The sequence below is a fragment of the Streptococcus sp. 2022WUSS135 genome (genome assembly GCF_044427045.1).
GTDB lineage: Bacteria > Bacillota > Bacilli > Lactobacillales > Streptococcaceae > Streptococcus > Streptococcus hashimotonensis.
The window spans coordinates 1-25,782 of sequence record NZ_JAOTGL010000007.1 but is presented as its reverse complement, the minus strand read 5'-3'; the positions used below and the strand labels follow the sequence as shown (position 1 = coordinate 25,782).

Genomic DNA, 25,782 nt, shown 5'->3' with positions numbered 1-25,782 from the left:
TTGTGTACTGAATCTACTATACCACAATTATCTGAAAATTCCAATAGCAATCTGAAAAAAGCCAATCAAATTGGCTTTTTCAGATTTTATTGTCTTCTAACAAATTATTCTGCCACTACACCTTTATCAGCAGTAAGTTCGATATTCTCAAAAGCGATACCTTTACCTGAAGCTGAACCGTAGTTGGTGTCATAGTTTTTCACACGTTTGTTAAGCGCTACAATTGACTCAGATTCAAATGTTGGAATAGCAAATGCTTGTTCGTGAGCATATTTTTGCCAAGCCTTATAGTTCTCAACATTTTTCTTATCGTCAAATGATTCTGTTGAGCTAATTGCTTCCAACAACTTAGTATTTTCATCAGATACGAAACGTGACATGTTGAAGGCAGCGATAGGTCCCCATAGACCACTTGGGTTTGGATCGTAACCTGTTGACCATCCACCAGCATACATATCAATAGCAGCATCATTAGCCTGAACTGAGTTATAGAACGACTTACCTTCAACTGTACGTCCTGTGTAAAGTTCGACATTCAAGCCAACTTCTTTCCACCAAGCAATGTATTGTTGTACAAGCGCTTCGTTAGCTTCAGTACGTTTACGAGCCGCAAAGGTAATCTTGAATGCCTTACCATCTTTGCCTTCACGGATACCATCACCATCTACATCTTTGTAGCCAGCTTCATCCAAAAGCTTGTTCGCTTTTTCAGGATTGTATGAATAGCCTTCCAACTCTGAATCATGAATATCGCCGAAGAATGAGATAATCAATGATTTTGCAGGGTGGTAAAGACCATTGTACAATGACTCACCAGCTGTCTTAGTATCAATCGCATAGGCAATTGCTTGACGAAGTTTCACATCATTCATCTTGGCATTTTCGTCCATAACGTTCTTACCGGCTGCTTCGTCATATTTACCAAAATTAAATGAAATGTATTCATAAGCTGAGTCCAAAGAACCAACAATATTCAAGTTAGATGCTTTTTTATATGAATCCAACTGATCTACTGGCATGTCAGCAATATCATAATTCCCCGCTTTCATTTCAGAAACAATAGTATCAGGAGATACGATGTCAATCTTCAATGAGCTTGTTTTTGGTTTCGTACCTTTGAAGAAGTATTCGTTTGGTACGTAAGTGATAGACTCACCATTGACGATTTCTTTAATCTTCCACGGACCCATACCAACAAGCTTCGCAGTACGTGAGTATTCGCTCTTTTCCCAGTCTGCAACAGGGATGTCTTTATAGATGTGTTCTGGTTGGATATAGGCTGGGACATCACCACCTGCATACATCATTGAAGGGGACATTTCTTTTACAGTCAATTCTACTGTATAGTCATCAACTTTCTTAAGACCAGAGATGTCTGATGCTTTTCCATCAACAAATTCTTGCATACCTTCAATGTTCAAGAATTTATCATCAAAACGAATACCTGTATAGTCTTTGCTTGCCATTGACTTAATTGTAAAGATATAGTCGTTGATTGTGAATGGCTCACCATCTGACCACTTGTAATCCTTACCAGTCAAGCTGACTGTGATTTTCTTACCTTTCACATCAAATTCAGCCTTAGCAAGACCAGAATCATCCAACTTACGATCTCCATCGTAACCGAACATTGAAATATCAACCATTCCACCAAATGTTGAGTCAGTAGTATTCTCAGTCAACTCGTCAATTAAAAGACCTGATGAAGTTGTTGGTGACACAAATGCATATTTCAATTGAGCATCTGCGACTGCTGTTCCATCTTGTTTTACTTCAGCTGGGAATGACAATTCCTGTTTTGCTGCACCTGATTGTTTTGAACCACATGCTGCAAGAACAGATGCTGAAAGGAGAGTCACACCTGCAAGTGCAAAAAGTTTCGTTGTCTTTTTCATAAAACACCTCTGTTTTCTTTTTGTTTGACACTTATTACTATGTCTTATAAAAATCATTATATCATAAATTTTTCTTAAATAAAGTCTTTTTGTCAGAAAATTTTGTAAAAACATATTTTTTCATCATTTTCTCATTTTTTACATGTTTTTTCCAAATTTTTCTAACATTTCTTGTGATATAATAGAATAAAATACCCCAAAAAGGAATGATTATGCGTAAACTTTTACTAACACTCACTACAATCCTTGCCGTTTTTTTAACTTCCACACCTATTTTGGCAGAAGATTTTTCTGTTGCAGCCAAGCATGCTATCGCGGTTGAAGTAGGTAGCGGCAAAATCTTGTATGAGCAAGATGCCGAAACCAAAGCAAGCATTGCTTCTATCAGTAAGACATTGAGCATTTACCTGGTCTACGAAGCACTGGCAAAGGGGGAAATCACTTTAGATACTATGGTAGATATTTCTGATTATCCCTATAGCCTCACTTCTAATACCGAATTAAGCAATGTCAATCTAGATGAACGCTCCTATTCTGTAAGAGACCTATTAAACGCTTCTTTAATAACATCATCCAATAGTGCTATTATTGCTCTGGCAGAAAAAATAGCCGGTAGCGAAGCTGCATTCGTTGATCGAATGAAAGCAAAAGTCCAAGAATGGGGAATTACCGATACAAAAATTGTCAATGTATCCGGGCTAGATAATACCGACTTGGGTGAAAATATTTATCCAGGTTCCAGTCCTGAAGATGTAAATATGTTTTCAGCCCTAGATGTTGCTATCATCGCAAGACGATTAATACTCGACTATCCTCAGGTGCTCGACATTACCTCGCTAAACGCCTACGATTTTGGCGGCTACACTTACTATAGCACCAACCAAATGCTGAGCGACGGCACTCACGCTCGTGGAGGGGTTGACGGCTTAAAAACAGGGACCTCAAACTCGGCTGGTTCAAGTTTTCTTGCAACAACTCAACAAGCTGGTATGCGCATTATCACAGTAGTATTGAATGCCAATGATGGGCTGACCTCTCCAGAAAATCGCTTTGTCGCGACAAATGATTTGATGAACTATGTTTATTCTAACTTTTCGCTTGTTACACTAGTAAAAAAAGGTGAAGCCTTTGAAGATAGTAAGATAAAGGTTTTCAATGGTGAAAAAGAAACAAGTCCTGTTGTTGCAGCAGCAGATTTAACCGTTGTTCAACGAAAACAAACTGATAATGTCCCCACCGCAACTTTTACAACGGATATAAAAGAAATTGATGCTCCCCTCAAAGCGGGGACCTTGGTTGGCAAACTGCAACTGAAAGATCAAGATCTCATTGGAAAAGGTTATATTTCCGAGCAAGCTAGTGTCAATATGATTATCCCTAGCGATATGAAAGAAGCATCCTGGCCTTTCTCTTGGTGGAATCAATTTGTCCGCTATGTCAATGAAAAATTATAAAAAATAGTATGTCGAACGATTTTCGACATACTATTTTTTTATCGCAGAGTGACATCCGCTACTCCTCTTCTCCTACTTCAGTAGGGAGTTTGACGGGCTTGAACAGCTTTAAAGCTGTTTGAGTCACAAGGTTGGCTGAATTACAAAGAGGAGAGAGTTCCTGCAGAACTCCTTATTACATATCGCTTCCTTACAGGAAGCGACGTCAATAGGATAAAAATAGTCTCCCAGACTATTTTTATCCTACTGACCCCTCCATTTCATAGGCAATCAGTCTGTTGAGTTCGACTGCATATTCCATTGGGAGTTCTTTGGTGAATGGTTCAACAAAGCCCATGACAATCATCTCTGTAGCTTCGGACTCGGACAAGCCACGGCTCATGAGGTAGTAGAGCTGTTCTTCTGAGATTTTTGATACTTTGGCTTCGTGTTCGAGGGCCACTTGTGAGTTGTGGATTTCATTAAATGGAATGGTATCTGATTTGGAAATATCATCCATGATAATGGTATCACACTCGATGTGGCTGATAGACTTGGCTGAGTTTTTAGCAAAGGTTACTTGACCACGGTAGTTAACTTCTCCACCGCCACGGGCAATGGATTTGGATACGATAGAAGATGAAGTCCGTGGTGCATTGTGGATCATCTTGGCACCGGTATCTTGGACCTGACCTTTGTTGGCAAAAGCAATGGACAACATAGTTCCGCGGGCTCCTTCGCCTTCTAGGTAAACCGCCGGGTATTTCATGGTCGTCTTAGCACCAAGGTTCCCGTCAATCCACTCGACAGTGGCATTTTTCTCGGCACGAGCACGTTTGGTTACCAGGTTATAAACATTATCTGACCAGTTTTGAATGGTGGTGTAACGCATATAGGCACCTTCGTGGGCAATGATTTCCACAATAGCAGCGTGGAGGCTGGCAGTTGAGTAAGTCGGAGCGGTACAGCCTTCTACGTAGTGAACGCTTGCTCCTTCATCCACGATAATGAGGGTGCGTTCAAACTGACCTGTTCCTTCGTTGTTGATACGGAAATAGGTTTGGAGTGGAATATCCAATTTAACACCCTTTGGTACATAGATGAAGGTCCCACCTGACCAAACTGCTGAGTTGAGGGCAGCTAGTTTATTATCTGACGGCGGAACGAGTTTTCCAAAGTATTTTTTGAAGAGTTCTGGATGTTCCTTGAGAGCCGTGTCGGTATCTGTAAAGATAATACCGTGCTTGTCGTACTCTTCTTTCATGTTGTGGTAGACCACTTCTGATTCGTACTGGGCAGAAGCTCCTGCCAGGTAAGCACGCTCAGCTTCTGGAATACCGATGCGTTCAAAGGTTTCTTTGATTTTGTCTGGTACATCATCCCAGCTACGTGCTGGCTTATCCGACGGTTTTTGATAGTAAACAATATCATCAAAATCCAGTTCAGACAAGTCGGCTCCCCAGGTCTGCATAGGCATTTTCTTAAAGGTTTCGTAGGATTTCAAACGGAATTCTAACATCCATTCAGGCTCGCCTTTGATACGGGACATTTCACGAATGACTTCTTCGTTCAAACCCTTACCAGTCGAAGCCACCAGTTCCACGTTCTCGTCATGGAAACCAAATTTGTATTCCCCAAGGTCAATCGGGGTTGGTTCAATTCTTTCTTCTGACATAATATAAGATACTAAGCCCAAAAAGTATGAAAATAGCAGTTACGCTCTCTTAAATACTTGCTGGGCGAGTTCAATTTCATTTCCAATCAGAAACTGAACAATCCTTTCTGTATGATTTTCATTTTTTGTTTATTCGATGGCGCTCAGACAGCACTTTCACTCCGTTCTAGTGCTTTCTTCAGGGCATTCCATGGAAGTGTAGCACACTTGATGCGTTGGGGGAATTTGGCAACACCTGCGAGTAGGGAGGCGTCTCCTAGTTCCTTCTGGCGTATGTCTTCTTGCCCTTGGACCATTTGTGAGAAGATTTCTGCCAGTTCTTGAATCTGACTGATTTCTTTGCCAAGGACTGCCTCGGTCATCATGGAAGCCGATGCGGTTGAAATGGTACACCCAACTCCGTCGAAGGCAATGTCGGCAATCAGGCCATTTTCAATCTTGACAGACAATTCAATCACATCACCGCAGGTTGGGTTGTGGAGTTCTAATTTTTCCACTCCGTCCAAACTTCCGCGATGACGAGGCGACTTGGAGTGTTCAGACACAACTGCCATATAAAGAGAATCTAATCTAGATAGGGCCATTGAAAAACTCCTTTGTCTTGATAATTGCTTCAACCAACTTATCACAGTCGGCCTTGGTATTGTAGATGTAAAAACTTGCTCGTACAGTAGCAGGCACCTGCAAATATCTGAGAAGCGGTTGGGCACAATGGTGGCCAGCCCGCACAGCAACCCCTTCATAGTCCAGAGCAGTTGCCACATCGTGTGGATGCAAGTCGTCCAAGTTAAAGGCAATAACCCCCGTTCGCTTGGACAGGTCCTGACTGCCATAAATGGTCAAGCCTGGAATAGCCTGCAATTTTGGAAAGACATAGTCAACCAGTTCCGCCTCGTGGGCCTGGATAGCGTCCATACCAATTTCGGTCAGGTAATCAATGGCCGCTCCCAGCCCAATGGCACCTGCAATATTGGGCGTTCCTGCCTCGAACTTCCAAGGTAATTCCTTCCATGTGGCTGACTGCTCATAGACAAAGTCAATCATCTCACCACCGAATTCAACAGGTGACATGAGATTGAGCAATTCTTCCTTGCCGTAGAGAACGCCGATTCCTGTCGGTCCTAACATTTTATGACCTGAAAAGGCATAGAAATCCACGTCTAATTCTTGCACATTGACAGCCATGTGGGGAACTGACTGGGCTCCGTCCACCGCCAAGTAGGCACCGACCTGATGCACCAGCTCTGCTATTTCCCCAATAGGAGCCACGCCACCTAGGACATTGGATACGTGGGCTAGGGAGACAAACTTGGTCTTGGAAGACAACAGCGACCGCAGGTGGTCCATGTCTAGCTCGCCGTCTTTTAGGGTTACATAGCGGAGCTTGGCACCTGTTTGCTGACAGGCTTGCTGCCAAGGGATGATATTGGAGTGGTGCTCTTGGACCGAGATGATCACTTCCTGGTCTGGCTGGAGAATTTCCTTTGCAAACTGAGCCACCCAGTTAAGACCGGTGGTCGTTCCTCTGGTGAAGAGGATTTCCTTGCTAGACTTGGCCTGGATAAAATCAGCTACCTTCTGCCGAGCCGCCTCGTAGCGAGCCGTCGCCCGCTCAGATAGAGTGTGAACGCCACGGTGAACATTGGCATTATCCTTCTGGTAATAATCCGCCAGCACATCTAGTACCTGCTGCGGTTTTTGAGTGGTCGCCGCATTGTCCAAATAGACCAGCGGCTCATCGTTAACAACTTGGTCTAGGATTGAAAAATCCTTGCGAATGCGTTCCAAATCCATATCTTATCTCTTTGTTAGTTTTTCTTCAATCACGGCAATCAGTTGGTCACGAACTTCCTTGACAGGAATTTCGGTAATGACTGCGCCAAGGAAACCGCGAACAACCAAGCGTTCAGCAGTTGCTCGGTCCAGACCACGACTCATGAGGTAGTACATATCTTCTGGATCTACCTGACCGATTGAGGCTGCGTGTCCAGCTGTGACCTCATTCTCATCGATAAGGAGAATTGGGTTGGCATCGGAGCGAGCCTTGTCAGACAGCATGAGGACACGGCTTTCTTGCTGGGCGTCTGCACCTTTAGCACCACGAACAATGTGTCCGATACCATTGAAGGTCAAGGTTCCGCTTTCTAAGATAACCCCATGTTGCAGGATGTGTCCGACCGAATTATGACCATAGTTGGTCACGCGCGTATCCACACCTTGTACCTGACGACCAGATGAAAGGCCGACAACTTTGAGGTTGGCATGACTGCCGTTTCCTTTTAATTCGCTGTCCAAATCGGAAACCACATTTCCTTCGTTGAGCAGACCAATCGCCCAGTCAATCGTTGCATCGTTTCCGAGATAGCCACGACGATTGAGGTAGGTATCCAAATGCTTACCAAGGCGGTCAATGGCCGCAAACTTGATTTGGCTACCAGCAAGAGCAATTACTTCCACGACAATATTGGCTGAAGTCGCTGCTGTGCCGTCGCCTAAACTTTCAAAACGCTCCAGGTAATTAAGCTTGGCATTTTTTCCAGCGATGATGAGGACACGTTTGTTAAAGGCAACTGGACTAGTGCTGTCTTGGTAGAAAAGGGCCTCAACTGGCTGGTCGATTTCAACATTATCTGGCACATAGAGGACCGCTGTTGCGTTAAAATAAGCTGTGTTGTAAGCCGCTAACTTGTGCTCATCGTAGGCTACGGCAACGCCGATGTATTTTTCAAGCACATCTGGAATGATGTCCATAGCCGATGCGAAGTCTGTAAAGACTACACCCTTCTCTACAAGGTCAACCGGCAACTGTTCTAGAACAGTTTGGCTGCCAACCTGTACCAACATAGGATTGTCACCGATGGCTGTAAAATCTGGAACAGCCCCGATTTCATCATTTGTGGCTAGGCTTCCGTCACCCAGATTCCAACGATGAAACTTGACCCGCTCAATAACTGGCAAGTCCAGCTCTGCTATTTTGTCAAAAGCCTTAAGACGCAGGTCTGTCAACCAAGTTGGTTCTGCCTGCAAGGCTGAAAATTCTTGAATTTTTTCTTTGGTCATAGCTTCCTCCAAAGACTTAAATGTCATCTTCTTTGTAGTCAATGCCAAGCTCAGCTGCAACTTGGACATAACCTTCTTTTTCCAAGCGTTGCGCCAATTCTGGTCCGCCTGAAAGCACGACACGGCCTTCCATCATGACATGGACAACGTCTGGCGTGATGTAGTTGAGCAAGCGTTGGTAGTGGGTGATAATCATGGCACCGAAACCTTCCCCACGCATAGCATTGATTCCTTTTGACACGACTTTAAGCGCATCAATGTCCAATCCTGAGTCAATCTCATCAAGAAGGGCAAAAGTTGGTTCCAACATGAGTAGTTGCAGAATCTCATTGCGTTTTTTCTCACCACCTGAGAAACCTTCATTGAGGTAGCGTTCTGCCATTTCCTCTTTCATATTAAGGAGTTCCATTTTTTCATCCAACTTGGTGATGAAGTCGCGGACAGAAATCTTGTCCTCATCTTCCTTACCAGCATTCATAGCGGCACGAAGAAATTCCGCATTGGTAATCCCTGGAATTTCTGACGGATATTGCATAGCCAGGAAGAGTCCCATGCGGGCACGTTCATCGACTTCTAATTCTAAAATATTGATACCATCAAACAGAATCTCACCTTGGGTCACTTCATAACTTGGATTGCCCATGATGGCTGCTGAAAGGGTGGATTTCCCTGTTCCGTTCGGTCCCATGATGGCTGCAATTTCACCTGTTTTAAGGGTCAAATTCACACCCTTCAAGATTTCTTTGCCTTCAATTTCCACATGAAGGTCTTTGATTTCTAATACTGACATGCTGCGCTCCTTTTCATTTTTGTCCTCTTCAAAAACCACATTAACTGACCAAGCTAACTAGATACACCGATAAGACTCAACTTTGGCAGTGGGAAAGAACCCGACCATTCATAGAAGAGTTCGTCAACAAGTCTTTATTTCTAGTTGTTGAGCTGAAACAGTCTATTCCCAGACTGTTTCACTCCACTGGGCTGTTAACCACTACTGCGCTGAGATATTGACGCCAACTTTGAGAAGCGGTGCTGGGCTTGAGCCCAGCCTCTTTTCGTGTTAATGATGATTTTCAGAGAGTGTTAATCTATAAAATAGTCTTTTCTGACAATTTTAATTAACCATATCCACTATATTATATCAAAAAAAGAGCCTGACGGCTCTTATCTTGTTTAGAAAGATTCTTATTTTCTTTTTTTCTCTTCGTAGCACTTTTTATACTTTGCGATTTTTTCTTGACGGTAACTACTATTACCAATAAACCGAAGAAGGTTGAGCAACGGAGTTCTATTGATACCAAAGATGCCAATCAATTCACAGAGAATCTCAATCCCCAGTCCCATGGTCACCAATAGGAGAATCCCCCCTATTCGACTCGAAACATTGAGCAAAAGAGAGGTCAGGGAGAATAAGAAAGAGATGGCGTAAATCACCAATACTGTGCCACGATGAGTAAGTCCCAGAGAGAGCAAGCGATGATGCAGATGCATCTTATCTGCTTCATAGATTTTTTGCCCAGACAATTTTCGACGAATGATGGCTACTACAGTATCCGTAATAGGCACTCCAAGAATAATCATCGGAGTAACCACTGCAACAGCTGTCGAATTTTTCAGTCCTTGAAGCGACAAGACTCCAATCATAAACCCAATGAAAAGGGCTCCTGTATCGCCAAGATAAATGATGGCGGGATTATAGTTATAAGGCAAAAAACCTACAATCGCCGCAACCAAAACAAAGATGGTTAAGGTCAAAAAAATATTGCTATCATGCAAAAAGAAATAAGACACAATTCCCATCGTTGTCAAGGAAATAATCGATACTCCCGAAACCAGACCATCCAGACCATCAATCAAGTTAACTGCATTCGTAATGGAAACAATCCAAAGGACCGTTAATAGAAAAGAGAGCCAGACAGGAAATTGAAGGAAAGGTCCTCCAAAAGGAATCTTAAAGCTATCAAAACGAAATTCCGTAAAAATCCAAATGATCGTCGCTGCAGCTAGAATACCAAACATTTTAGGAGCAGGCTTTAGCTCCTTGACATCATCAATGAATCCCGTAAGAACGATAATGCCGGATGCTAGGACCAAGGGCCAGATATAATGCAAGTAAGTGCCATGGTAATTGACACGGGTAACAATTCCTGGTAAAAACCATAGGACAGAAATGGTAAATGCCACAAAGATGGCCAGACCTCCCGCTGAAGGCATGGGCACCTTATTTATCCGCCGTGCATTGGGATTATCTACCGCTCCAATCCTCAGGGACATAAAACGAACCAAGGGGGTCGCAATGGCTGATATGACCATGGTTGTAATAATGACCATTATGTATTTTAGAGCAAAAGGAATCATACTGTCGGAACCTTCCTAAGCTCCTCGATTGCCGCAAGCGGAAGCATCAAAGTTCCGTGTTCTTGTAAAGCAGGTCTGGTCAACTTAGTATCATTGGTAAATTCCAACATTCGTGAGAGAATGTAGCCTGGATACTGCTTGGAACGATTTTCTACATTGATAAGAACGGTCAAGTAGTAGTGACCATCCATTTTATATAATTCCGATTCTTCTACTGGATAATCAACCGTACCAACAAAAGTAAACAAATCCTCTATCGTTGGAAATTCCAAAATATAGTAAATATAGCGCTCCTGCTCCTCTTCATCTGCTTCTTCCTCTTGCTCTACCTCTTCCAAATGACGAACGGCTGTTGCATCCGGTGCGCTTTTCTCACGAACGGTTTGCTCCAAACTCTTGAAAAACTCATCTGGAGTCATACTTGCGACATCACCAAGTTCCGACAAATCTGTAAATTCATCGAAATTCAAGCTCTGATCCAAATCAGACTTGGTAACAAAGATGTCCACCCGATCTGGCTTCGGAGTCACACGAAAACTCAGCATACCGCTTTCTCGGAAAGTCATTGGTAAATCCAATTCATCCAAAACAGTATAGAAGAACTCCTCTGTCTTTTCTTGCGGAATGAGAAAGTCCGAAAGTTCCATTCCTCTCTCTTCCAAATCATCTAATTTTATAGTGATTTTCAAGGTTGAATCACTAATTTGCTTTACTTTCATAACTACCTCATTCATTGATTCATCAATTTCTTAAAATTGATTGATCATTTTCAATACTCATACATATCTTCCACCATTATACTAAAACCAAGCTCGAAAGACAAAAGAAAAGCAGGTCTCCCTGCTCTTAAAATAAAAATGTGATAAAGGCATAAACCAATAAAATCGCTCCTAAAATGATGCGGTAGTAACCAAAAACCGTGAAATCATGTTTTTTAACAAAGTCTGTCAAGAAACGAATAACAACTAAGGATACCAAGTAAGCCGTCACACTAGCGACTAACAAGAGCCATACCTGCTCCATATTCAGGCTATTGCCATCTAAGAAATATTTAACAGCCTTCAAGCCACTATAACCAAACATGGTTGGAATCCCAAGGAAGAAGGTAAAATCTGCCGCCACAGATCGGCTGGTCCCTAAAATGATTGCTCCCAGAATGGTCGCACCTGAGCGACTAGTCCCCGGAACGATGCTTAAGACCTGGAAACACCCAATCAACAAGGCAGTTTTATAAGACATTTTCGCTAAGTCCGTCACCTGTGGCTCTATACCTCTGTTACGGTTCTCAATCCAAATAAAGGCAATACCGTAGACAATCAAAGCAATCGCAATCGGTACCATAAAATTGAAGTGTGCTTCAAACCAATTATCCAACGGGACTGCAATTAGGATGGACGGAATACAGGCAATGACAACCTTGGCCCATAATTGCCAAGTCAATTGAATATCACGCTTGGTTTTTCCAGGCTGGAATGGATTCAATTTTTTAAAGTAAATGGTCATAACCGCTAGAATTGCTCCTAGCTGAATGACAATATTAAACATTTCTAGGAAGTTCTTACTTTGGTTTAATTTCACGAACTCTTGAACCAAAATTAAATGCCCAGTTGAAGAAACTGGCAACCACTCCGTTACCCCTTCAATGATTCCTAAAAATATAGCCTTCAACAATTCCAATAGCATAAAAAGCTCCTTTTCATCAATTCTCTACATTATATCATAAAAAAACTCCCTATTCATAGTACAAGGATATTGAAATTTGTCAGAATTTTTAATAAAATGGTGTAATAGCATTTTAAAGGAGACATTATGAAACGTAAACTCAGTATATTTCTGCTGACCCTAATCGCTGTTTTTTCTGTAACAACAGGGGTTCGGGCAGACGAATACCTGCGGGTCGGTATGGAAGCCGCCTACGCACCATTTAACTGGACCCAAGAAGATGATAGCAACGGTGCCGTTCCTATTGAGGGAACCAATCAATTTGCCAATGGATATGATGTTCAGGTTGCAAAAAAAATCGCTGCATCCATGGACAAAGAACTCTTGGTTGTTAAAACCAAGTGGGAAGGGTTGGTCCCTGCTCTTACATCGGGTAAAATCGATATGATTATCGCCGGTATGAGCCCGACAGAAGAGCGCAAGAAAGAAATCGCCTTCTCAGATAGCTACTACACTTCAATTCCGACCCTGGTTGTTCGTTCTGATAGTCAGTACGCAAACGCAACCAGCTTGGCAGATTTTGCTGGCGCAAAAATCACTGCCCAGCAAGGGGTTTACCTCTATGATTTGATTGACCAAATCGAAGGGGCTAACAAACAGACTGCCATGGGAGATTTCTCCCAAATCCGTCAAGCTTTAGAATCTGGCATTATAGACGCCTATGTTTCTGAACGTCCAGAAGGTCGTACAGCAGAAGCTGCAAATAAAGCTTTCAAAATGGTTGAATTGGCAGACAGTTTTGAAACCAATGCCGAAGACGTGACCATTGCTGTCGGTATGCGCAAAGATGACGCTCGTATCACTCAGGTCAACGAAGTCTTAGCAACTATTTCAAAAGAAGAGCAAATCGCACTTATGGATGATATGATTGAAAACCAACCCGTTGAAGAAGCCAGCGAGGGCGAAACACCTAGTTTCTTCGCCCAAGTTTGGAATATTGTTGTTAACAACTGGCAACAACTTCTGCGCGGAACTGGGATGACATTACTCATTTCCATCCTCGGTACAATTATCGGTACTGCTATCGGTCTCCTCATCGGTGTCTTCCGTACAGCTCCAAAAGCAGCAAACAAGGCGCTTGCTATTGGTCAAAAAGTGCTCGGTTATATTATCAATATCTACATCGAAATTTTCCGTGGTACGCCGATGATTGTACAATCCATGGTTATTTACTATGGTACCGCCCAAGCATTCGGACTCAATCTTGACCGCACACTTGCCGCTATCTTCATTGTATCCATCAACACAGGTGCCTACATGAGTGAGATTGTCCGCGGTGGTATCTTTGCCGTCGATAAGGGCCAATTTGAAGCTGCGACTGCTCTCGGATTTACCCATAATCAGACCATGCGTAAGATTGTCCTTCCACAGGTTATTCGTAACATCTTACCAGCGACTGGTAATGAATTTGTCATCAATATCAAAGATACTTCTGTATTGAACGTTATCTCAGTTGTTGAACTCTATTTCTCAGGAAATACTGTCGCAACCCAAACCTATCAATATTTCCAAACCTTTACGGTTATTGCTATTATCTACTTCATCCTAACCTTTACTGTGACACGTATCTTACGCGCAGTTGAAAAGCATTTTGATACAGATACATACACAACAGGTGCAAACCAAATGCAAGTCGAGGTGCCACATGACTAAAAATGTAATTCTTGAAATCAATAATCTAAAGAAATCATACGGACAAAATCAAGTCCTCAAAGACATCTCTATTAGCGTTGAAAAGGGCGAGGTTATCTCAATCATCGGTTCATCTGGTTCGGGAAAATCAACCTTCCTCCGATCTATCAACCTTTTGGAAACACCAACAGAAGGACAGATTCTATACCACGGACAAGATGTTTTGGCTAAAGGATATGATTTGACGACTTACCGTGAAAAACTAGGTATGGTATTCCAATCCTTCAACCTTTTCAACAATCTAAATGTATTGGAAAATGCCATTGTAGCACAAACTACGGTACTGAAACGAGATCGAGCTGAGGCAGAGAAAATCGCCAAAGAAAATCTCAACAAGGTTGGCATGACCGAACAGTACTGGCAAGCCAAACCAAGTCAACTCTCTGGTGGACAGAAACAACGCGTGGCCATTGCACGTGCCCTATCTGTTGACCCAGAAGTTATCCTCTTTGATGAGCCGACTTCTGCTCTCGATCCAGAGATGGTTGGGGAAGTTCTCAAAACCATGCAAGATTTGGCAAAATCAGGATTGACGATGCTTATCGTAACTCACGAAATGGAATTTGCCCGTGACGTATCTGACCGCGTTATCTTTATGGATAAGGGTGTCATCGCCGAAGAAGGCAGCACACAGCAAATCTTTGAAAATCCACAGGAAGAACGCACACGTGAATTCCTTCAGCGTTTTCTTGGATAAACTCAATCTGTTCCATAGAAGACTATTACTTACCAGTTTCAAAGCTGGTAAGTTTTTTTATACAAAAAAAGAGGAATCGCAAAATTCCTCTTTTTGGACATCTCTAAATGAAACCATTTAGATTAGTTTTCAAATTTCTTGTGGTTTTTGTCGTAAAAATCAATCAGACCCAAGGCAGTTGCAAATGAAATATTGTCAATCTTAGCGCGACCTTGTGCAAGAGCGATAACTGACATTTCACGAGCATTTGTTTCCTTACTGATACGGTAACCTGTGATTTTCTTTTCACGAACCCAGCCGACAACAGCGGCTACTTTTTCGTAACTAGTCATTAGAAACCCCTTTCTTTTTTATTCGTGCAATTTAGTATAATATGTTTTAACCTATTTTGTCAAGTAAAATGTTCGCTTTTTACCATCATTTTGCCCTAAGAGATGATAGTATTTGCGTCCTTATGTCTTCGACCCCCTCCGGATTCCCCGGAAGGAAGATAGTTTGATTACCTCCTTGTGCAAAATTATTGAGAGTATCCAAGTATTGGTTGGTCAGCAAGATAGACATAATTTGCTCCTCAGATAGGCTAACATTTGATTCTTTCAGTTCACGAATCGAATCTGCCAGTCCGTCTACAATCGCCTTACGTTGTTGTGCAATACCTACACCATGCAAGCGATCCTTTTCAGCTTCCGCTTCTGCTGCTGTGACAATTTTAATCTTGTCCGCTTCTGCCAATTCCTGGGCCGCAACCCGTTTCCGCTGAGCTGCGTTAATTTCATTCATAGATTGTTTAACCTCGGCATCTGGCTCTACCTTGGTAATTAAGGTTTTGACAATAACATAGCCGTAGGTTGACATTTCTTCTGCTACTTGTTTTTGTACCTCAAGTGCAATCTCATCCTTTTTCTCGAAGAGCTCATCCAGGGTCAATTTAGGCACAGATGAACGCAGGGCATCTTCAATATAGGACTTAATCTGTGCTTCTGGGTGCATGAGCTTGTAATAGGCATCCGTCACATTATTTTCATTTACTCGATATTGAGTTGCCACATTCATTGTGACAAAAACATTATCCTGCGTCTTGGTTTCTACCACAATTTCACTTTGCAACATCCGCAATTGAATGCGGGCTGCGATGACATCGACTCCAAATGGTATTTTAAAGTTAATACCTGAAGTAGATGTTTTTTGGTATTTCCCAAAGCGCTCAATAATAGCGACCGTCTGCTGCTTGACAACGTATAGCCCTGAAGCAATCAAAATCAAAGCAATCAGTACAAAGAACAAGAAACTACCAATAAAAACAATTGGACCAAGCACCATAATGACCTCCTAAACTAGCATTTTATAAAGCGAATCATTTTCATGAAGATTGATGTACTGGGGATCAAACTCTTCCAAGCGAGAAATAAACTGCGTATAATCTGTTTTATCTCCTAGGGCAATACCGATTAGAACCGGCCCTGTTCCCTTATTGGCACGTTTGATATATTCAAAACGAGTAATATCATCATTTGGCCCTAGAATATCATTTACAAATTCACGAAGAGCCCCTGGACGTTGTGGAAAATTAACAACAAAGTAGTGTTTAATTCCCTCGTAGATAAGCGCACGTTCCTCCATTTCCGGCATCCTGTTGATGTCGTTATTACCACCAGAAATGATACAACAAATGGTTTGCCCCTTGATTTGGTCCTTGACTACCTCAAGAGCTGCAATCGTTGCTGCTCCTGCTGGCTCAGCAACAATACCCAGCTTAGAATAGAGGTCTAAAATAGTCCCAGAAATCCATCCTTCATCCACACCAATCAGGCGATCTACGTATTTCCGAGCCACTTCGTAGGTCGACTTACCGACTTTCTGTACCGCAATACCGTCAGCAAATTTATCAATTTGGTCTAATTTAACCGGACGACCTTTATCAAAAGCCGCTTTCATTGACCGTGCCCCACTTGCTTCAACACCAACAATCTTAATTTCAGGTGCATGTTCTTTCAGATAGGCCGAAACGCCTGCAACCAGACCACCTCCTCCTATGGGAACTAAAATTTGGTCAAAACTAATGGTTTGCTCTTCCGCTTCTTCCAAGATTTCATAAGCTACTGTTCCCTGACCAGCCTGCACATTTTCATCATCGAATGGGTCTATAAAGGTTTTCCCACTTTCCTGAGTATAATCTTGTGCCGCCTTGGCTGACTCATCAAAGGTATCACCTACGAGTCGAATCTCTACGTGGTCTCCTCCGAAAAATTTAACCTGCCCTATTTTTTGTTGCGGAGTTGTAATGGGCATGAAAATCGTAGCAGGAATTTGCATTTCCTGACAGGTGTAGGCCACACCTTGAGCATGGTTTCCGGCCGAAGCACAGACCACACCGTGTGACTTCTCATCATCTGTCAATTGTGAAATAGCATAATAGGCTCCTCGAATTTTAAAAGAGCGAACACGCTGTTCATTTTCTCTTTTTAAATAAATAGTTGCACCATATTTTTCCGACAAGTATCGACTATAATCCAAGGGGGTACGTACTACCACGCGCTTAAGAACGGAGTATGCTTGTTCTACATTTTTTGCTGTAATCATAGTTCCATTAATTTCTTTCTATATTTATTGTATCAATATTCCCTAGAAATTCCTAGTATTTAAACTATTATTATGTCATTTTATAAAAACCGAACTTTTTTATTTTTTTAATATATTCATGAATGAAATGGGCAAAAGAGCCGGAAAAACCAGCTCTTTTATTCATTTTCGGAGATAGGGGAAAAAAGGGAATGACATCCCCTCATCTGCCAACTCAAACCTTAAATGTATTGCCATCACTCAAAGTAAAGCTGACTATCACCCTATCTACCATGATAGTGTTTAATTATAGATTTTGAATGCGTCGTCATCATTGCGTCCGACAAATGGCATTGCTTTGCGGAGTTCTGCACCTACTTTTTCGATTTCAAGATTCTCTGCTTCTTTACGATAAGCTTCCATACGTGGACGGCCTGCTTTATAGTCATTTACAAAGTCATTTGCAAATTTACCAGATTGAATATCTGCAAGAACTGCCTTCATGTTTTCTTTGACTTGGTCTGTAATGACACGTGGGCCTGATACATAGTCACCAAATTCAGCAGTGTTTGAGATAGATTGGCGCATTTTCTTAAAGCCACCTTCGTAGACAAGGTCAACGATAAGTTTCATCTCGTGGAGAACTTCGAAATAAGCCAATTCTGGTGCATAACCAGCTTCTATCAAGACTTCAAAACCTGCCTGCATAAGGGCTGTCAAACCACCGCAGAGAACAGCTTGCTCACCAAACAAGTCTTCTTCCGTTTCTTCCTTGAAAGTTGTTTCTAGAAGACCAACACGGGCTGAACCAACACCTTTTGCCCAGTCCATCGCAATATGTTTTGCATCACCAGTAGCATCTTGATATACCGCATAAAGAGCAGGCACACCAAAGCCTTCCTCAAATGTACGACGAACCAAGTGACCTGGACCTTTTGGTGCACACATGAAGACATCCACATCTGCTGGTACCTTGATAAATTCAAAGTGAACGTTGAAACCATGGGCAAAACCAAGGGCATTGCCCGCTTCCAAGTTTGGAGCGATTTCTTCATTGTAAAGGTCTGCTTGGATTTCGTCTGGAGCTAAGATCATGATGACATCTGCTTGTTTTGCTGCTTCTGCTACTTCAAAAGTTTCAAAACCGTCTTCTTTTGCCTTGTCAAATGACTTGCCTGCACGCACACCGATGATGACGTCGTGTCCTGTATCACGCAAGTTTTGGGCATGGGCATGACCTTGTGAACCATAACCGATAACGGCGATACGTTTACCGTCAAGTGCTGCTACTGTTACATCTTTTTCATATTGCATTGTTACTGTCATAAGATTCTCTTTTCTATTTTTATTTGTAATTTTGGATGTTCAAAGAAAATGAAGGCTAGACTAGGCGATGCAGACGAAGATAGAACTAACGTTCATCAAGCCAAGTCAACGCAGTATAGGATTGATTATCGAAGAGGATTAGTCTCTACTAAAGCCAGTCGCACCCGTTCTTGCGATATTCTTGATGCCATAAGGCTGAATCACACGCAGGAGGGCGTCAATCTTATCTCCATCACCTGTCATTTGGATGGTAATAGAGTGAGGTGCCACATCGACAACATTTGCTCTAAAGGGTTGGATAATCGCTAAAATTTCTGCTCGTTTTGTTGGCGGAGCTGAAATTTTGACAAGAATCACCTCACGCTCTAAGTGGGGTATGTCCGTTAAGTCACGTACTCGAACCACATCAATCAAGCGGTTCAGCTGTTTGATGATTTGTTCGACCTCATCGTGACTGGCCACGTCTATAATCACCGTCACACGTGAGATGCCATCTACTTCTGTTGGGCCGACGGAGATGGACTCAATATTGATTTGGCGACGAGATAATACACCCGTAAAGCGGTTGAGGACGCCTGATGAATTTCGTAATTTTGCGGTTAACATTCTACGCATTAAACTTCACCCCCAACATTTCTGCATTGCTCTTACCTGCTGGCACCATCGGTTGAACATGTTCACGATTAGAAATATGTATTTCAATCAACATTGGCTTATCTTCTAAGATAACTTTCATATCTTCGCTCAGTGTCACTGGATTGTCAAAACTATAATGACTGATACCATAAGCTTCTGCCAACAATTGGAAATTTGGTTCATCGTCAAATACAGATTGGCTACGACGCTTTTCATAGAAGGATTCCTGCCATTGACGCACCATGCCAAGAGAGTGGTTATTGATCAATACGACCTTAATCGGTACACCATAGCCATTCAAAATAGCCAATTCTTGGTTGGTCATCTGGAAGCCGCCATCACCAACAAAGATGATTACTTCTTTATCTGGATTGGCTAATTTGGCGCCGATAGCCGCAGGAATACCAAAGCCCATGGTTCCCATGCCACCAGATGTTACAAGTTGACGTGCATGTTTGTAGGGGTAGAATTGGGCAGCCCACATTTGATGCTGACCAACATCTGTCACGACAATGGCATCCCCTTGCGTCAACTGACCAATTAATTCAATTGCCGCCTGTGGCTTAATAACCTTTTCATCTTCATCATACCAAAATGGCGCCCGACGTTTGTTTTCCAATACTTGTGCCGTCCAATCAGCATAGCCTGTTTCGACTGTTTCTAAAGCAAGTAGAGCTTTCAAGGTTGCCTTAGCATCACCTACTACTGGAATAGCCGTTTTGACAACTTTACCAATTTCTGCGGGATCAATATCAATATGCGCTACCGTCGCATTTGGCGCATAGGTTGTTGGATTTCCTGTTAGGCGGTCATCGAATCGCGCTCCAATATTGATAATGTAATCAGCCTGATCCATAGCCATATTGGCAGCGTATGAACCGTGCATCCCCCCCATAGCCAAGGATAATTCATGCTCAATGGGCATTGCACCTAATCCAAGGAGGGTTGAAACTACTGGAATACGGTAGCGCTCTGCAAAGGCAACTAATTCTTTATTGGCATCCGCATAATTGACACCACCACCAGCCAATATAACTGGTTTTTGAGCTTGGCTAAGCTGTTTCAAAATTTTCTTAACTTGCAAACCATTTGGTTCAATCGTTGGCTGATAACTTGGTAGGTGTAGAGTTGGGTCATGATAAAAATCAACAACTCTTTCTTGGATGTCTTTTGGAACATCAATAACAACGGGACCCGGTCTCCCTGTTGTTGCAATATGGAGAGCTTCTGTGATGACTCTAGGAATATCTGCCGTATCCCGAATTTGGTAATTGTACTTGGTAATCGGCATTGTCATCCCCAAGACATCTGCTTCCTGAAAAGCATCTTTACCGATACCACGTGTTGCGACTTGACCAGTAAAAACTAAAAGAGGAACACTATCACCCATTGCGTCCGCAATTCCAGTAATGGCATTGGTAGCTCCTGGCCCAGAGGTTACAATGGCTACGCCCACCTTTCCTGATGATTTAGCGTATCCTTCGGCCTCGTGGACCGCTCCTTGTTCATGACGAGCCAAAATATGCTGGATTCCCTCATATTGATAAATAGCATCATATAGAGGCAAAACTGCCCCACCAGGGTAACCAAAAACAAGGTCTACTCCCAGCTGATGCAGGGTGTCCAAAATGAGATAGGACCCCGAACGCGGTTGGTCTAGTTGAATTTCTTGCACGAATATTCCTCCTCTCTGCAAATTTGTTATCTACTATAATATCACAAGTAAGTAGAATGTCAAGGAATTTTCTGAAAATTCCTACATTTGTTCGTTTTCTTAACTATTTCCTAACATTTTCTTAAGCAAAACTTAAGCAAATCCCTTGACCGGCTTGGTTTCAGCTTGCTTTCAGAAAACATCAGTATAGTAGTTCCACTAAGAAAATTAAATGAGGTTTAGGATATGTATTATGTAGTGATACCGGCTTACCAGCCAGATGAAAAATTAATCCAACTATTAGAAATAATGAAAAACAGGCTAAATTGTCAGGTCATCGTTGTGGATGATGGTAGTACTGGCGCATCCAAAAATATTCTTGAAATCGCCAAAACCTATGCAATTGTTCTACACCATGATGTCAACAAAGGAAAAGGCCAAGCCTTGCGAACAGCCTTTAGTTTCATCTAAGATTTGAGAAAACCAGGTGTTATCGTAACTGCTGACGCAGATGGTCAACACGCTGTGAATGATATTGACCGCATCGCCCGTGCAGCTATAAATCTGCCAAGTCGCCTGATTCTTGGTGTTCGTCAATTTACCAAAGACATTCCCTTTCGGAGTCGTTTTGGTAACAAACTAACCAGAGTATTGTTTAGACTGCAAACTGGTATCAATGTGTCCGATACACAAACAGGCTTGCGTGGATTCCATACTGACTTAATTCCATTCATGTTAGATATTGAAGGCAACCGCTATGAGTACGAGATGAACATGTTAACTCAGGCAAGTCAACGCTATAAAATTACGGAAGTCCCAATCCAAACCATTTATATCGATGATAATGCCAGTTCGCATTTTCGTCCCATAAAAGATGGACTGCTCATTTACAAAAATCTCTTCAAATTTGCCCTGGCATCTTTTGGTGGATTTTTAGTTGACTACGAAATATATGCACTTGCCTTATTGCTACTCACTAGCTTACCAACTGCTGTACGCTTATTGGTCGCAAACATGATTGCTCGCATTTGTAGCGCTACCTGTAATTTTGCACTTAATAAGAAATTAGTCTTTAACAATGAAGAGAGCATCGCACGAACAGGCGCAGGCTACTTTACACTAGCCCTTGTCCTCTTCCTTTGCGATACAGCCCTCCTCTATCTCTTCCACCAAATTCTAGGACTCAACCTCTACATTGTCAAACTTGCAGTTGGCATCCTCCTTTTCCTAGCTTCTTGGTTTGTTCAAAAGAATATTATTTTTAAAGAAAGGAAATCATTTTCCCATGAAATTGCTTAAAAAACCCTTTGCCTACGCATCCATCTTCGGAATGCTTTTGACAGGAGGCTTTACTTACTCCATGTTAAAAACCTTCGTCATTTCTGAAGCGATAACAACCGTCTCAGCAAGCAATGCTACTTCTACGAGCGAGCAGAATACGACCGCAGCTTCGTCTTCCACCACTGCCACAACAGCAACCAATGTATCTACTACTGATACTAGTTACTCTGATGATAATATTCAGATAAATTTAGAGACGATTACCACCAATAACACAACTGTTTACGTCGCAGATATTCAAGTCAGCTCACCCGAGTATTTAAAAACAGCACTTGCACAAAACACTTACGGTACAAATGTAACAGCTAAAACCTCAGAAACAGCGGCAGCAAACAATGCCATTCTAGCGGTTAACGGTGACTACTACGGAGCCAACTCAACTGGTTATGTTATTAAGAATGGGGTTCTGTATCGAGACACCGTTCGGGACAATGCATCTTATGGCGACTTGGCCATCTACACAGACGGCTCGTTTGAGGTCATTTATGAAAATGAGATTACCGCCCAAGAATTGATTGACAAGGGCGTTGTCAACCTCTTAGCATTTGGTCCATCATTGGTCGAAAACGGCGAAATTGTCGTCGATACTTCAACAGAAGTCGGACGTGCAATGTCATCCAACCCTCGTTCTGCTATCGGGATTATCGATGAAAATCATTATATCATCGTCGTAGCAGATGGACGTACGTCTGAAAGCGAAGGACTCTCTCTCTATCAATTGGCAGAAGTTATGAAACAATATGGTGCTCAAACTGCCTACAACCTTGATGGCGGTGGTTCATCTACTCTTTACTTCAACGGTCAAGTTGTTAACAACCCAACAACAAATGGAAATACTATCTCAGAAAGGGCGGTGAGTGACATTGTCTACATCGGTTACTAATTCAACTACAAGAGTTTCAAGAACATTTATCTCCTACTTAGCAATAATAGCTTTCCTGTTTATTTTCAGTCGAATCTATGAAAGTCTCAGCTATGGCGAAGTCTCTGTCTTTATGCATTATATGTTCTGTGTACCATTAATAGGCGGAGCTGTGCTACTCGGTCTGTTGCAACTTATACCTACTTTTTCACGTCTCTCCTATAATTTGTGGAATTCTGGCGTTGCAACTATTACAGCCGGTTGTCTTCTCCGAGGCATTATCAACCTATCTGGACGTTCAACTACCTTAGATCAACCTTATTGGTACATCGGCGCAGCCTTCCTAGTTCTATCCTTAGTCGGTCTTTTCATCAATCCATCCGCAAACAATCGCCGAAAAACGACCACTTAATCTACAAATAAATGATAAGGGCACTTAAAATTCTTAGGTGCCTTTTATTGTAGAATGAATTGTTGAAAAATTCGGAAATTTCCAATTATTTATCAAATATTTTATCGTTTCTTTCATATCTATGATATAATGGGTAAAATAAGATAGGGAGAAGAAAATTATGACCGATACAAACAAACTTAAAGACTTTCGACATCGCAGTTCTGTCTATGATTCGATGGTCAAGTCACCCAACCGTGCCATGCTTCGCGCAACAGGAATGACCGACGATAGCTTTGAAAAGCCTATTGTTGGGGTTATTTCGACATGGGCTGAAAATACACCTTGTAACATCCACCTTCATGACTTTGGAAAATTAGCCAAAGAGGGGGTCAAGGATGCAGGTGCCTGGCCTGTTCAATACGGTACCATCACCGTTGCAGACGGAATCGCTATGGGAACTCCTGGTATGCGCTTCTCCTTGACTTCCCGTGACATCATAGCCGACTCTATTGAGGCAGCTATGGGAGGGCACAACGTGGATGCCTTTGTCGCAATCGGCGGCTGTGATAAAAATATGCCTGGTTCTATGATTGCTATCGCCAATATGGACATTCCTGCCGTATTTGCCTACGGTGGAACCATCGCACCAGGTAACATCAACGGTAAAGATATTGACTTGGTTTCTGTCTTCGAAGGAATCGGAAAATGGAATAATAGCGACTTAACTGCTGAAGAAGTTCGTCAGATTGAGTGTAATGCCTGTCCTGGACCTGGTGGTTGTGGTGGTATGTACACTGCCAATACCATGGCTACTGCCATTGAGGTAATGGGCATGTCCATTCCTGGCTCTTCTTCTCACCCTGCTGAATCTCCTGAGAAGAAGGCTGATATTGAAGAAGCTGGTCGTGCTGTTGTACGCATGCTAGAACTTGGCATCAAACCATCTGACATTATGACGCGTGAAGCCTTTGAAGATGCTATTACAGTCACAATGGCTCTGGGGGGCTCAACCAACGCTACGCTCCATCTTCTAGCCATCGCCCATGCTGCTAATGTTGAATTAACACTGGAAGATTTCAACGATTTCCAAGAGCGTGTGCCTCACCTAGCTGACCTCAAACCATCTGGTAAATATGTTTTCCAAGACCTCTATAATGTCGGCGGTGTCCCTGCGGTTATGAAATACTTGCTCAAAAACGGCTTCCTTCATGGCGACCGCATCACATGTACAGGTAAGACCGTTGCTGAAAACCTAGAGAATTTTGCAGACTTGAATCCAGGTCAAGATGTCATCATGCCTCTTGAAAATCCAAAACGTGCAGATGGTCCACTCATCATCCTCAAAGGTAACCTTGCTCCTGAAGGTGCCGTTGCCAAGGTTTCTGGTGTGAAAGTCCGCAACCATACAGGTCCAGCCAAGGTCTTTGATTCTGAAGAAGAAGCGATCGAAGCAGTCTTGACTGACGAAATTGTAGATGGCGATGTAGTCGTTGTCCGCTATGTTGGACCAAAAGGCGGTCCTGGTATGCCTGAAATGCTATCCCTTTCTTCCATGATTGTCGGAAAAGGCCAAGGTGACAAAGTAGCCCTTCTAACAGACGGTCGTTTCTCTGGCGGTACCTATGGACTGGTTGTTGGACACATCGCACCTGAAGCTCAGGATGGCGGTCCAATTGCCTACCTCCGTACAGGTGATTTGGTGACGGTTGACCAAGATACCAAAGAAATCACCATGCATGTTTCTGACCAAGAAATCGAAGAACGCAAGAAAACAACTGTTATCCCACCACTCTACTCTCGTGGTGTTCTTGGAAAATATGCCCACACCGTATCATCTGCCTCTAAAGGAGCCGTTACCGACTTCTGGAGACCCGAACGAAGCGGTAAAAAATAAAAAGAATACAACCCCTGTCACACAATGACCGGGGTTTTTAAAGGAGTAAATGGAATGAAACTAAACGTCGAACTATCCCGCTTCCGCGTTAAGGAAGGCAAGACTGCCAAAGTAGATGAATGGATGGCCTTTCTCAACGAGCACATGGTAGACACCCTTCTGACTCTTGAAGGAGAGAAAATGTATGTCGAAACTATCTTCCGTGAAGTACTGGACGGCCGCGAATACCTCTACTGGTACTCTGTCCAAGTCGAAGGAGGGATTGAAGTCGAAGATTCAGAATCCTATATTGATAAAAAACATTTAGAATACTGGGAAGAATGTATCGACCCAAGCTACAGCATGGTAGACTTGGCTCCGCAAGTTATCATGATTCCCAAGCCTGTTTATGAAACCATGGAAGAATTAGACAGACAATACGATGAAACATTTAAAAAAAGAGGCTGGACAAAAAGCCCAATGTCATTAAGTTAAGCATTTAAGTAGCTAAAGAAACTATTCCCGTCTGAGCAGTTCATGACAAAACGGGAATAGTTTTTATTTTAGGGCGCACAAAAAGGAGGTTTTTTAACCCTATTTTTCAA

Annotated in this window: 22 protein-coding genes and 1 pseudogene; 8 read left to right on the top strand and 15 right to left on the bottom strand. The window is 42.5% G+C overall.

Annotated elements, in window-relative coordinates; all coding sequences use genetic code 11:
• Positions 1-104 precede the first annotated feature (104 nt).
• Positions 105-1,895, bottom strand: a complete 1,791-nt coding sequence (locus ODU45_RS03665) for an oligopeptide ABC transporter substrate-binding protein (protein WP_398580797.1) — start codon at positions 1,893-1,895, stop codon at positions 105-107.
• A 212-nt stretch (positions 1,896-2,107) separates the two neighbouring features.
• Between ODU45_RS03665 and pbp3 the strand changes: the two genes are divergently transcribed.
• Positions 2,108-3,349 carry a D-alanyl-D-alanine carboxypeptidase PBP3 gene (pbp3, locus tag ODU45_RS03660; RefSeq protein WP_398580796.1) on the top strand — a complete coding sequence of 414 codons (1,242 nt, stop codon included), beginning with the start codon at positions 2,108-2,110 and terminating at the stop codon, positions 3,347-3,349.
• 238 nt (positions 3,350-3,587) lie between these two features.
• Here the strand turns inward: pbp3 and sufB are convergent, their stop codons facing one another.
• The 8 genes from sufB to ODU45_RS03620 all read right to left on the bottom strand — a co-directional run bounded on the left by sufB (position 3,588) and on the right by ODU45_RS03620 (position 12,104).
• On the bottom strand, positions 3,588-5,003 hold the full coding sequence (sufB, locus tag ODU45_RS03655) for a Fe-S cluster assembly protein SufB (RefSeq protein WP_002938151.1): 1,416 nt from the start codon (positions 5,001-5,003) through the stop codon (positions 3,588-3,590).
• Positions 5,004-5,146: 143 nt separating this feature from the next.
• Positions 5,147-5,587, bottom strand: a complete 441-nt coding sequence (gene sufU, locus ODU45_RS03650; RefSeq protein ID WP_398580795.1) for a Fe-S cluster assembly sulfur transfer protein SufU — start codon at positions 5,585-5,587, stop codon at positions 5,147-5,149.
• Positions 5,574-6,797, bottom strand: coding sequence for a cysteine desulfurase (locus ODU45_RS03645; protein WP_398580794.1), 1,224 nt, complete (start codon positions 6,795-6,797; stop codon positions 5,574-5,576). Before ODU45_RS03645 ends, sufU begins: the two co-directional genes overlap by 14 nt.
• Positions 6,798-6,800: 3 nt before the next feature.
• Positions 6,801-8,063, bottom strand: coding sequence for a Fe-S cluster assembly protein SufD (sufD, locus tag ODU45_RS03640; protein ID WP_398580793.1), 1,263 nt, complete (start codon positions 8,061-8,063; stop codon positions 6,801-6,803).
• 16 nt (positions 8,064-8,079) lie between these two features.
• Positions 8,080-8,853: a Fe-S cluster assembly ATPase SufC gene (gene sufC / locus ODU45_RS03635; protein WP_105210233.1), complete on the bottom strand. Its 774-nt coding sequence runs from the start codon at positions 8,851-8,853 to the stop codon at positions 8,080-8,082.
• A gap of 395 nt (positions 8,854-9,248) precedes the next feature.
• On the bottom strand, positions 9,249-10,421 hold the full coding sequence (locus tag ODU45_RS03630) for a glycosyltransferase family 4 protein (RefSeq protein ID WP_398580792.1): 1,173 nt from the start codon (positions 10,419-10,421) through the stop codon (positions 9,249-9,251).
• Positions 10,418-11,140 (bottom strand): adaptor protein MecA, encoded by a 723-nt coding sequence (mecA, locus tag ODU45_RS03625; RefSeq protein WP_002938171.1) that lies wholly within the window; start codon positions 11,138-11,140, stop codon positions 10,418-10,420. Before mecA ends, ODU45_RS03630 begins: the two co-directional genes overlap by 4 nt.
• A 127-nt stretch (positions 11,141-11,267) precedes the next feature.
• Entirely contained in the window at positions 11,268-12,104 is an 837-nt protein-coding gene (locus ODU45_RS03620; RefSeq protein ID WP_105115871.1) for an undecaprenyl-diphosphate phosphatase, read from the bottom strand.
• A 126-nt stretch (positions 12,105-12,230) separates the two neighbouring features.
• Here ODU45_RS03620 and ODU45_RS03615 point away from each other — a divergent pair, with 126 nt between their 5' ends.
• Both ODU45_RS03615 and ODU45_RS03610 read left to right on the top strand, forming a co-directional pair.
• Positions 12,231-13,796, top strand: a complete 1,566-nt coding sequence (locus tag ODU45_RS03615) for an ABC transporter substrate-binding protein/permease (protein ID WP_253213382.1) — start codon at positions 12,231-12,233, stop codon at positions 13,794-13,796.
• Complete coding sequence (locus tag ODU45_RS03610) at positions 13,789-14,532, top strand: amino acid ABC transporter ATP-binding protein (RefSeq protein WP_398580791.1); 744 nt, start codon at positions 13,789-13,791, stop codon at positions 14,530-14,532. Before ODU45_RS03615 ends, ODU45_RS03610 begins: the two co-directional genes overlap by 8 nt.
• 122 nt (positions 14,533-14,654) lie before the next feature.
• Here ODU45_RS03610 and ODU45_RS03605 read toward each other — a convergent pair whose 3' ends face one another.
• From ODU45_RS03605 to ODU45_RS03580, 6 genes are all read right to left on the bottom strand, one after another.
• Positions 14,655-14,864 carry a hypothetical protein gene (locus ODU45_RS03605; RefSeq protein WP_009910800.1) on the bottom strand — a complete coding sequence of 70 codons (210 nt, stop codon included), beginning with the start codon at positions 14,862-14,864 and terminating at the stop codon, positions 14,655-14,657.
• An 85-nt stretch (positions 14,865-14,949) separates the two neighbouring features.
• On the bottom strand, positions 14,950-15,852 hold the full coding sequence (locus ODU45_RS03600) for an SPFH domain-containing protein (protein ID WP_002942264.1): 903 nt from the start codon (positions 15,850-15,852) through the stop codon (positions 14,950-14,952).
• Between the two features lie 9 nt (positions 15,853-15,861).
• Positions 15,862-17,112 carry a threonine ammonia-lyase IlvA gene (ilvA, locus tag ODU45_RS03595; RefSeq protein ID WP_174854286.1) on the bottom strand — a complete coding sequence of 417 codons (1,251 nt, stop codon included), beginning with the start codon at positions 17,110-17,112 and terminating at the stop codon, positions 15,862-15,864.
• Positions 17,113-17,394: 282 nt separating this feature from the next.
• Positions 17,395-18,417, bottom strand: a complete 1,023-nt coding sequence (gene ilvC / locus ODU45_RS03590) for a ketol-acid reductoisomerase (RefSeq protein WP_398580790.1) — start codon at positions 18,415-18,417, stop codon at positions 17,395-17,397.
• Between the two features lie 138 nt (positions 18,418-18,555).
• Positions 18,556-19,032, bottom strand: a complete 477-nt coding sequence (ilvN, locus tag ODU45_RS03585; RefSeq protein WP_398580789.1) for an acetolactate synthase small subunit — start codon at positions 19,030-19,032, stop codon at positions 18,556-18,558.
• Positions 19,025-20,728: an acetolactate synthase large subunit gene (locus ODU45_RS03580; protein WP_398580788.1), complete on the bottom strand. Its 1,704-nt coding sequence runs from the start codon at positions 20,726-20,728 to the stop codon at positions 19,025-19,027. The genes ilvN and ODU45_RS03580 overlap by 8 nt, the downstream gene beginning before the upstream one ends.
• A 225-nt stretch (positions 20,729-20,953) precedes the next feature.
• Here ODU45_RS03580 and ODU45_RS03575 point away from each other — a divergent pair.
• The 5 genes and pseudogenes from ODU45_RS03575 to ODU45_RS03555 all read left to right on the top strand — a co-directional run bounded on the left by ODU45_RS03575 (position 20,954) and on the right by ODU45_RS03555 (position 25,672).
• A pseudogene (locus tag ODU45_RS03575) lies at positions 20,954-22,006 on the top strand (glycosyltransferase).
• Positions 21,993-22,931, top strand: a complete 939-nt coding sequence (locus tag ODU45_RS03570; protein WP_398580787.1) for a phosphodiester glycosidase family protein — start codon at positions 21,993-21,995, stop codon at positions 22,929-22,931. Before ODU45_RS03575 ends, ODU45_RS03570 begins: the two are co-directional and overlap by 14 nt.
• Positions 22,906-23,322: a hypothetical protein gene (locus ODU45_RS03565; RefSeq protein WP_398580786.1), complete on the top strand. Its 417-nt coding sequence runs from the start codon at positions 22,906-22,908 to the stop codon at positions 23,320-23,322. Before ODU45_RS03570 ends, ODU45_RS03565 begins: the two co-directional genes overlap by 26 nt.
• Before the next feature lie 160 nt (positions 23,323-23,482).
• Positions 23,483-25,198, top strand: a complete 1,716-nt coding sequence (ilvD, locus tag ODU45_RS03560; RefSeq protein WP_398580785.1) for a dihydroxy-acid dehydratase — start codon at positions 23,483-23,485, stop codon at positions 25,196-25,198.
• Between the two features lie 54 nt (positions 25,199-25,252).
• Positions 25,253-25,672, top strand: coding sequence for a DUF6176 family protein (locus ODU45_RS03555; protein ID WP_398580784.1), 420 nt, complete (start codon positions 25,253-25,255; stop codon positions 25,670-25,672).
• Positions 25,673-25,782: the final 110 nt, after the last annotated feature.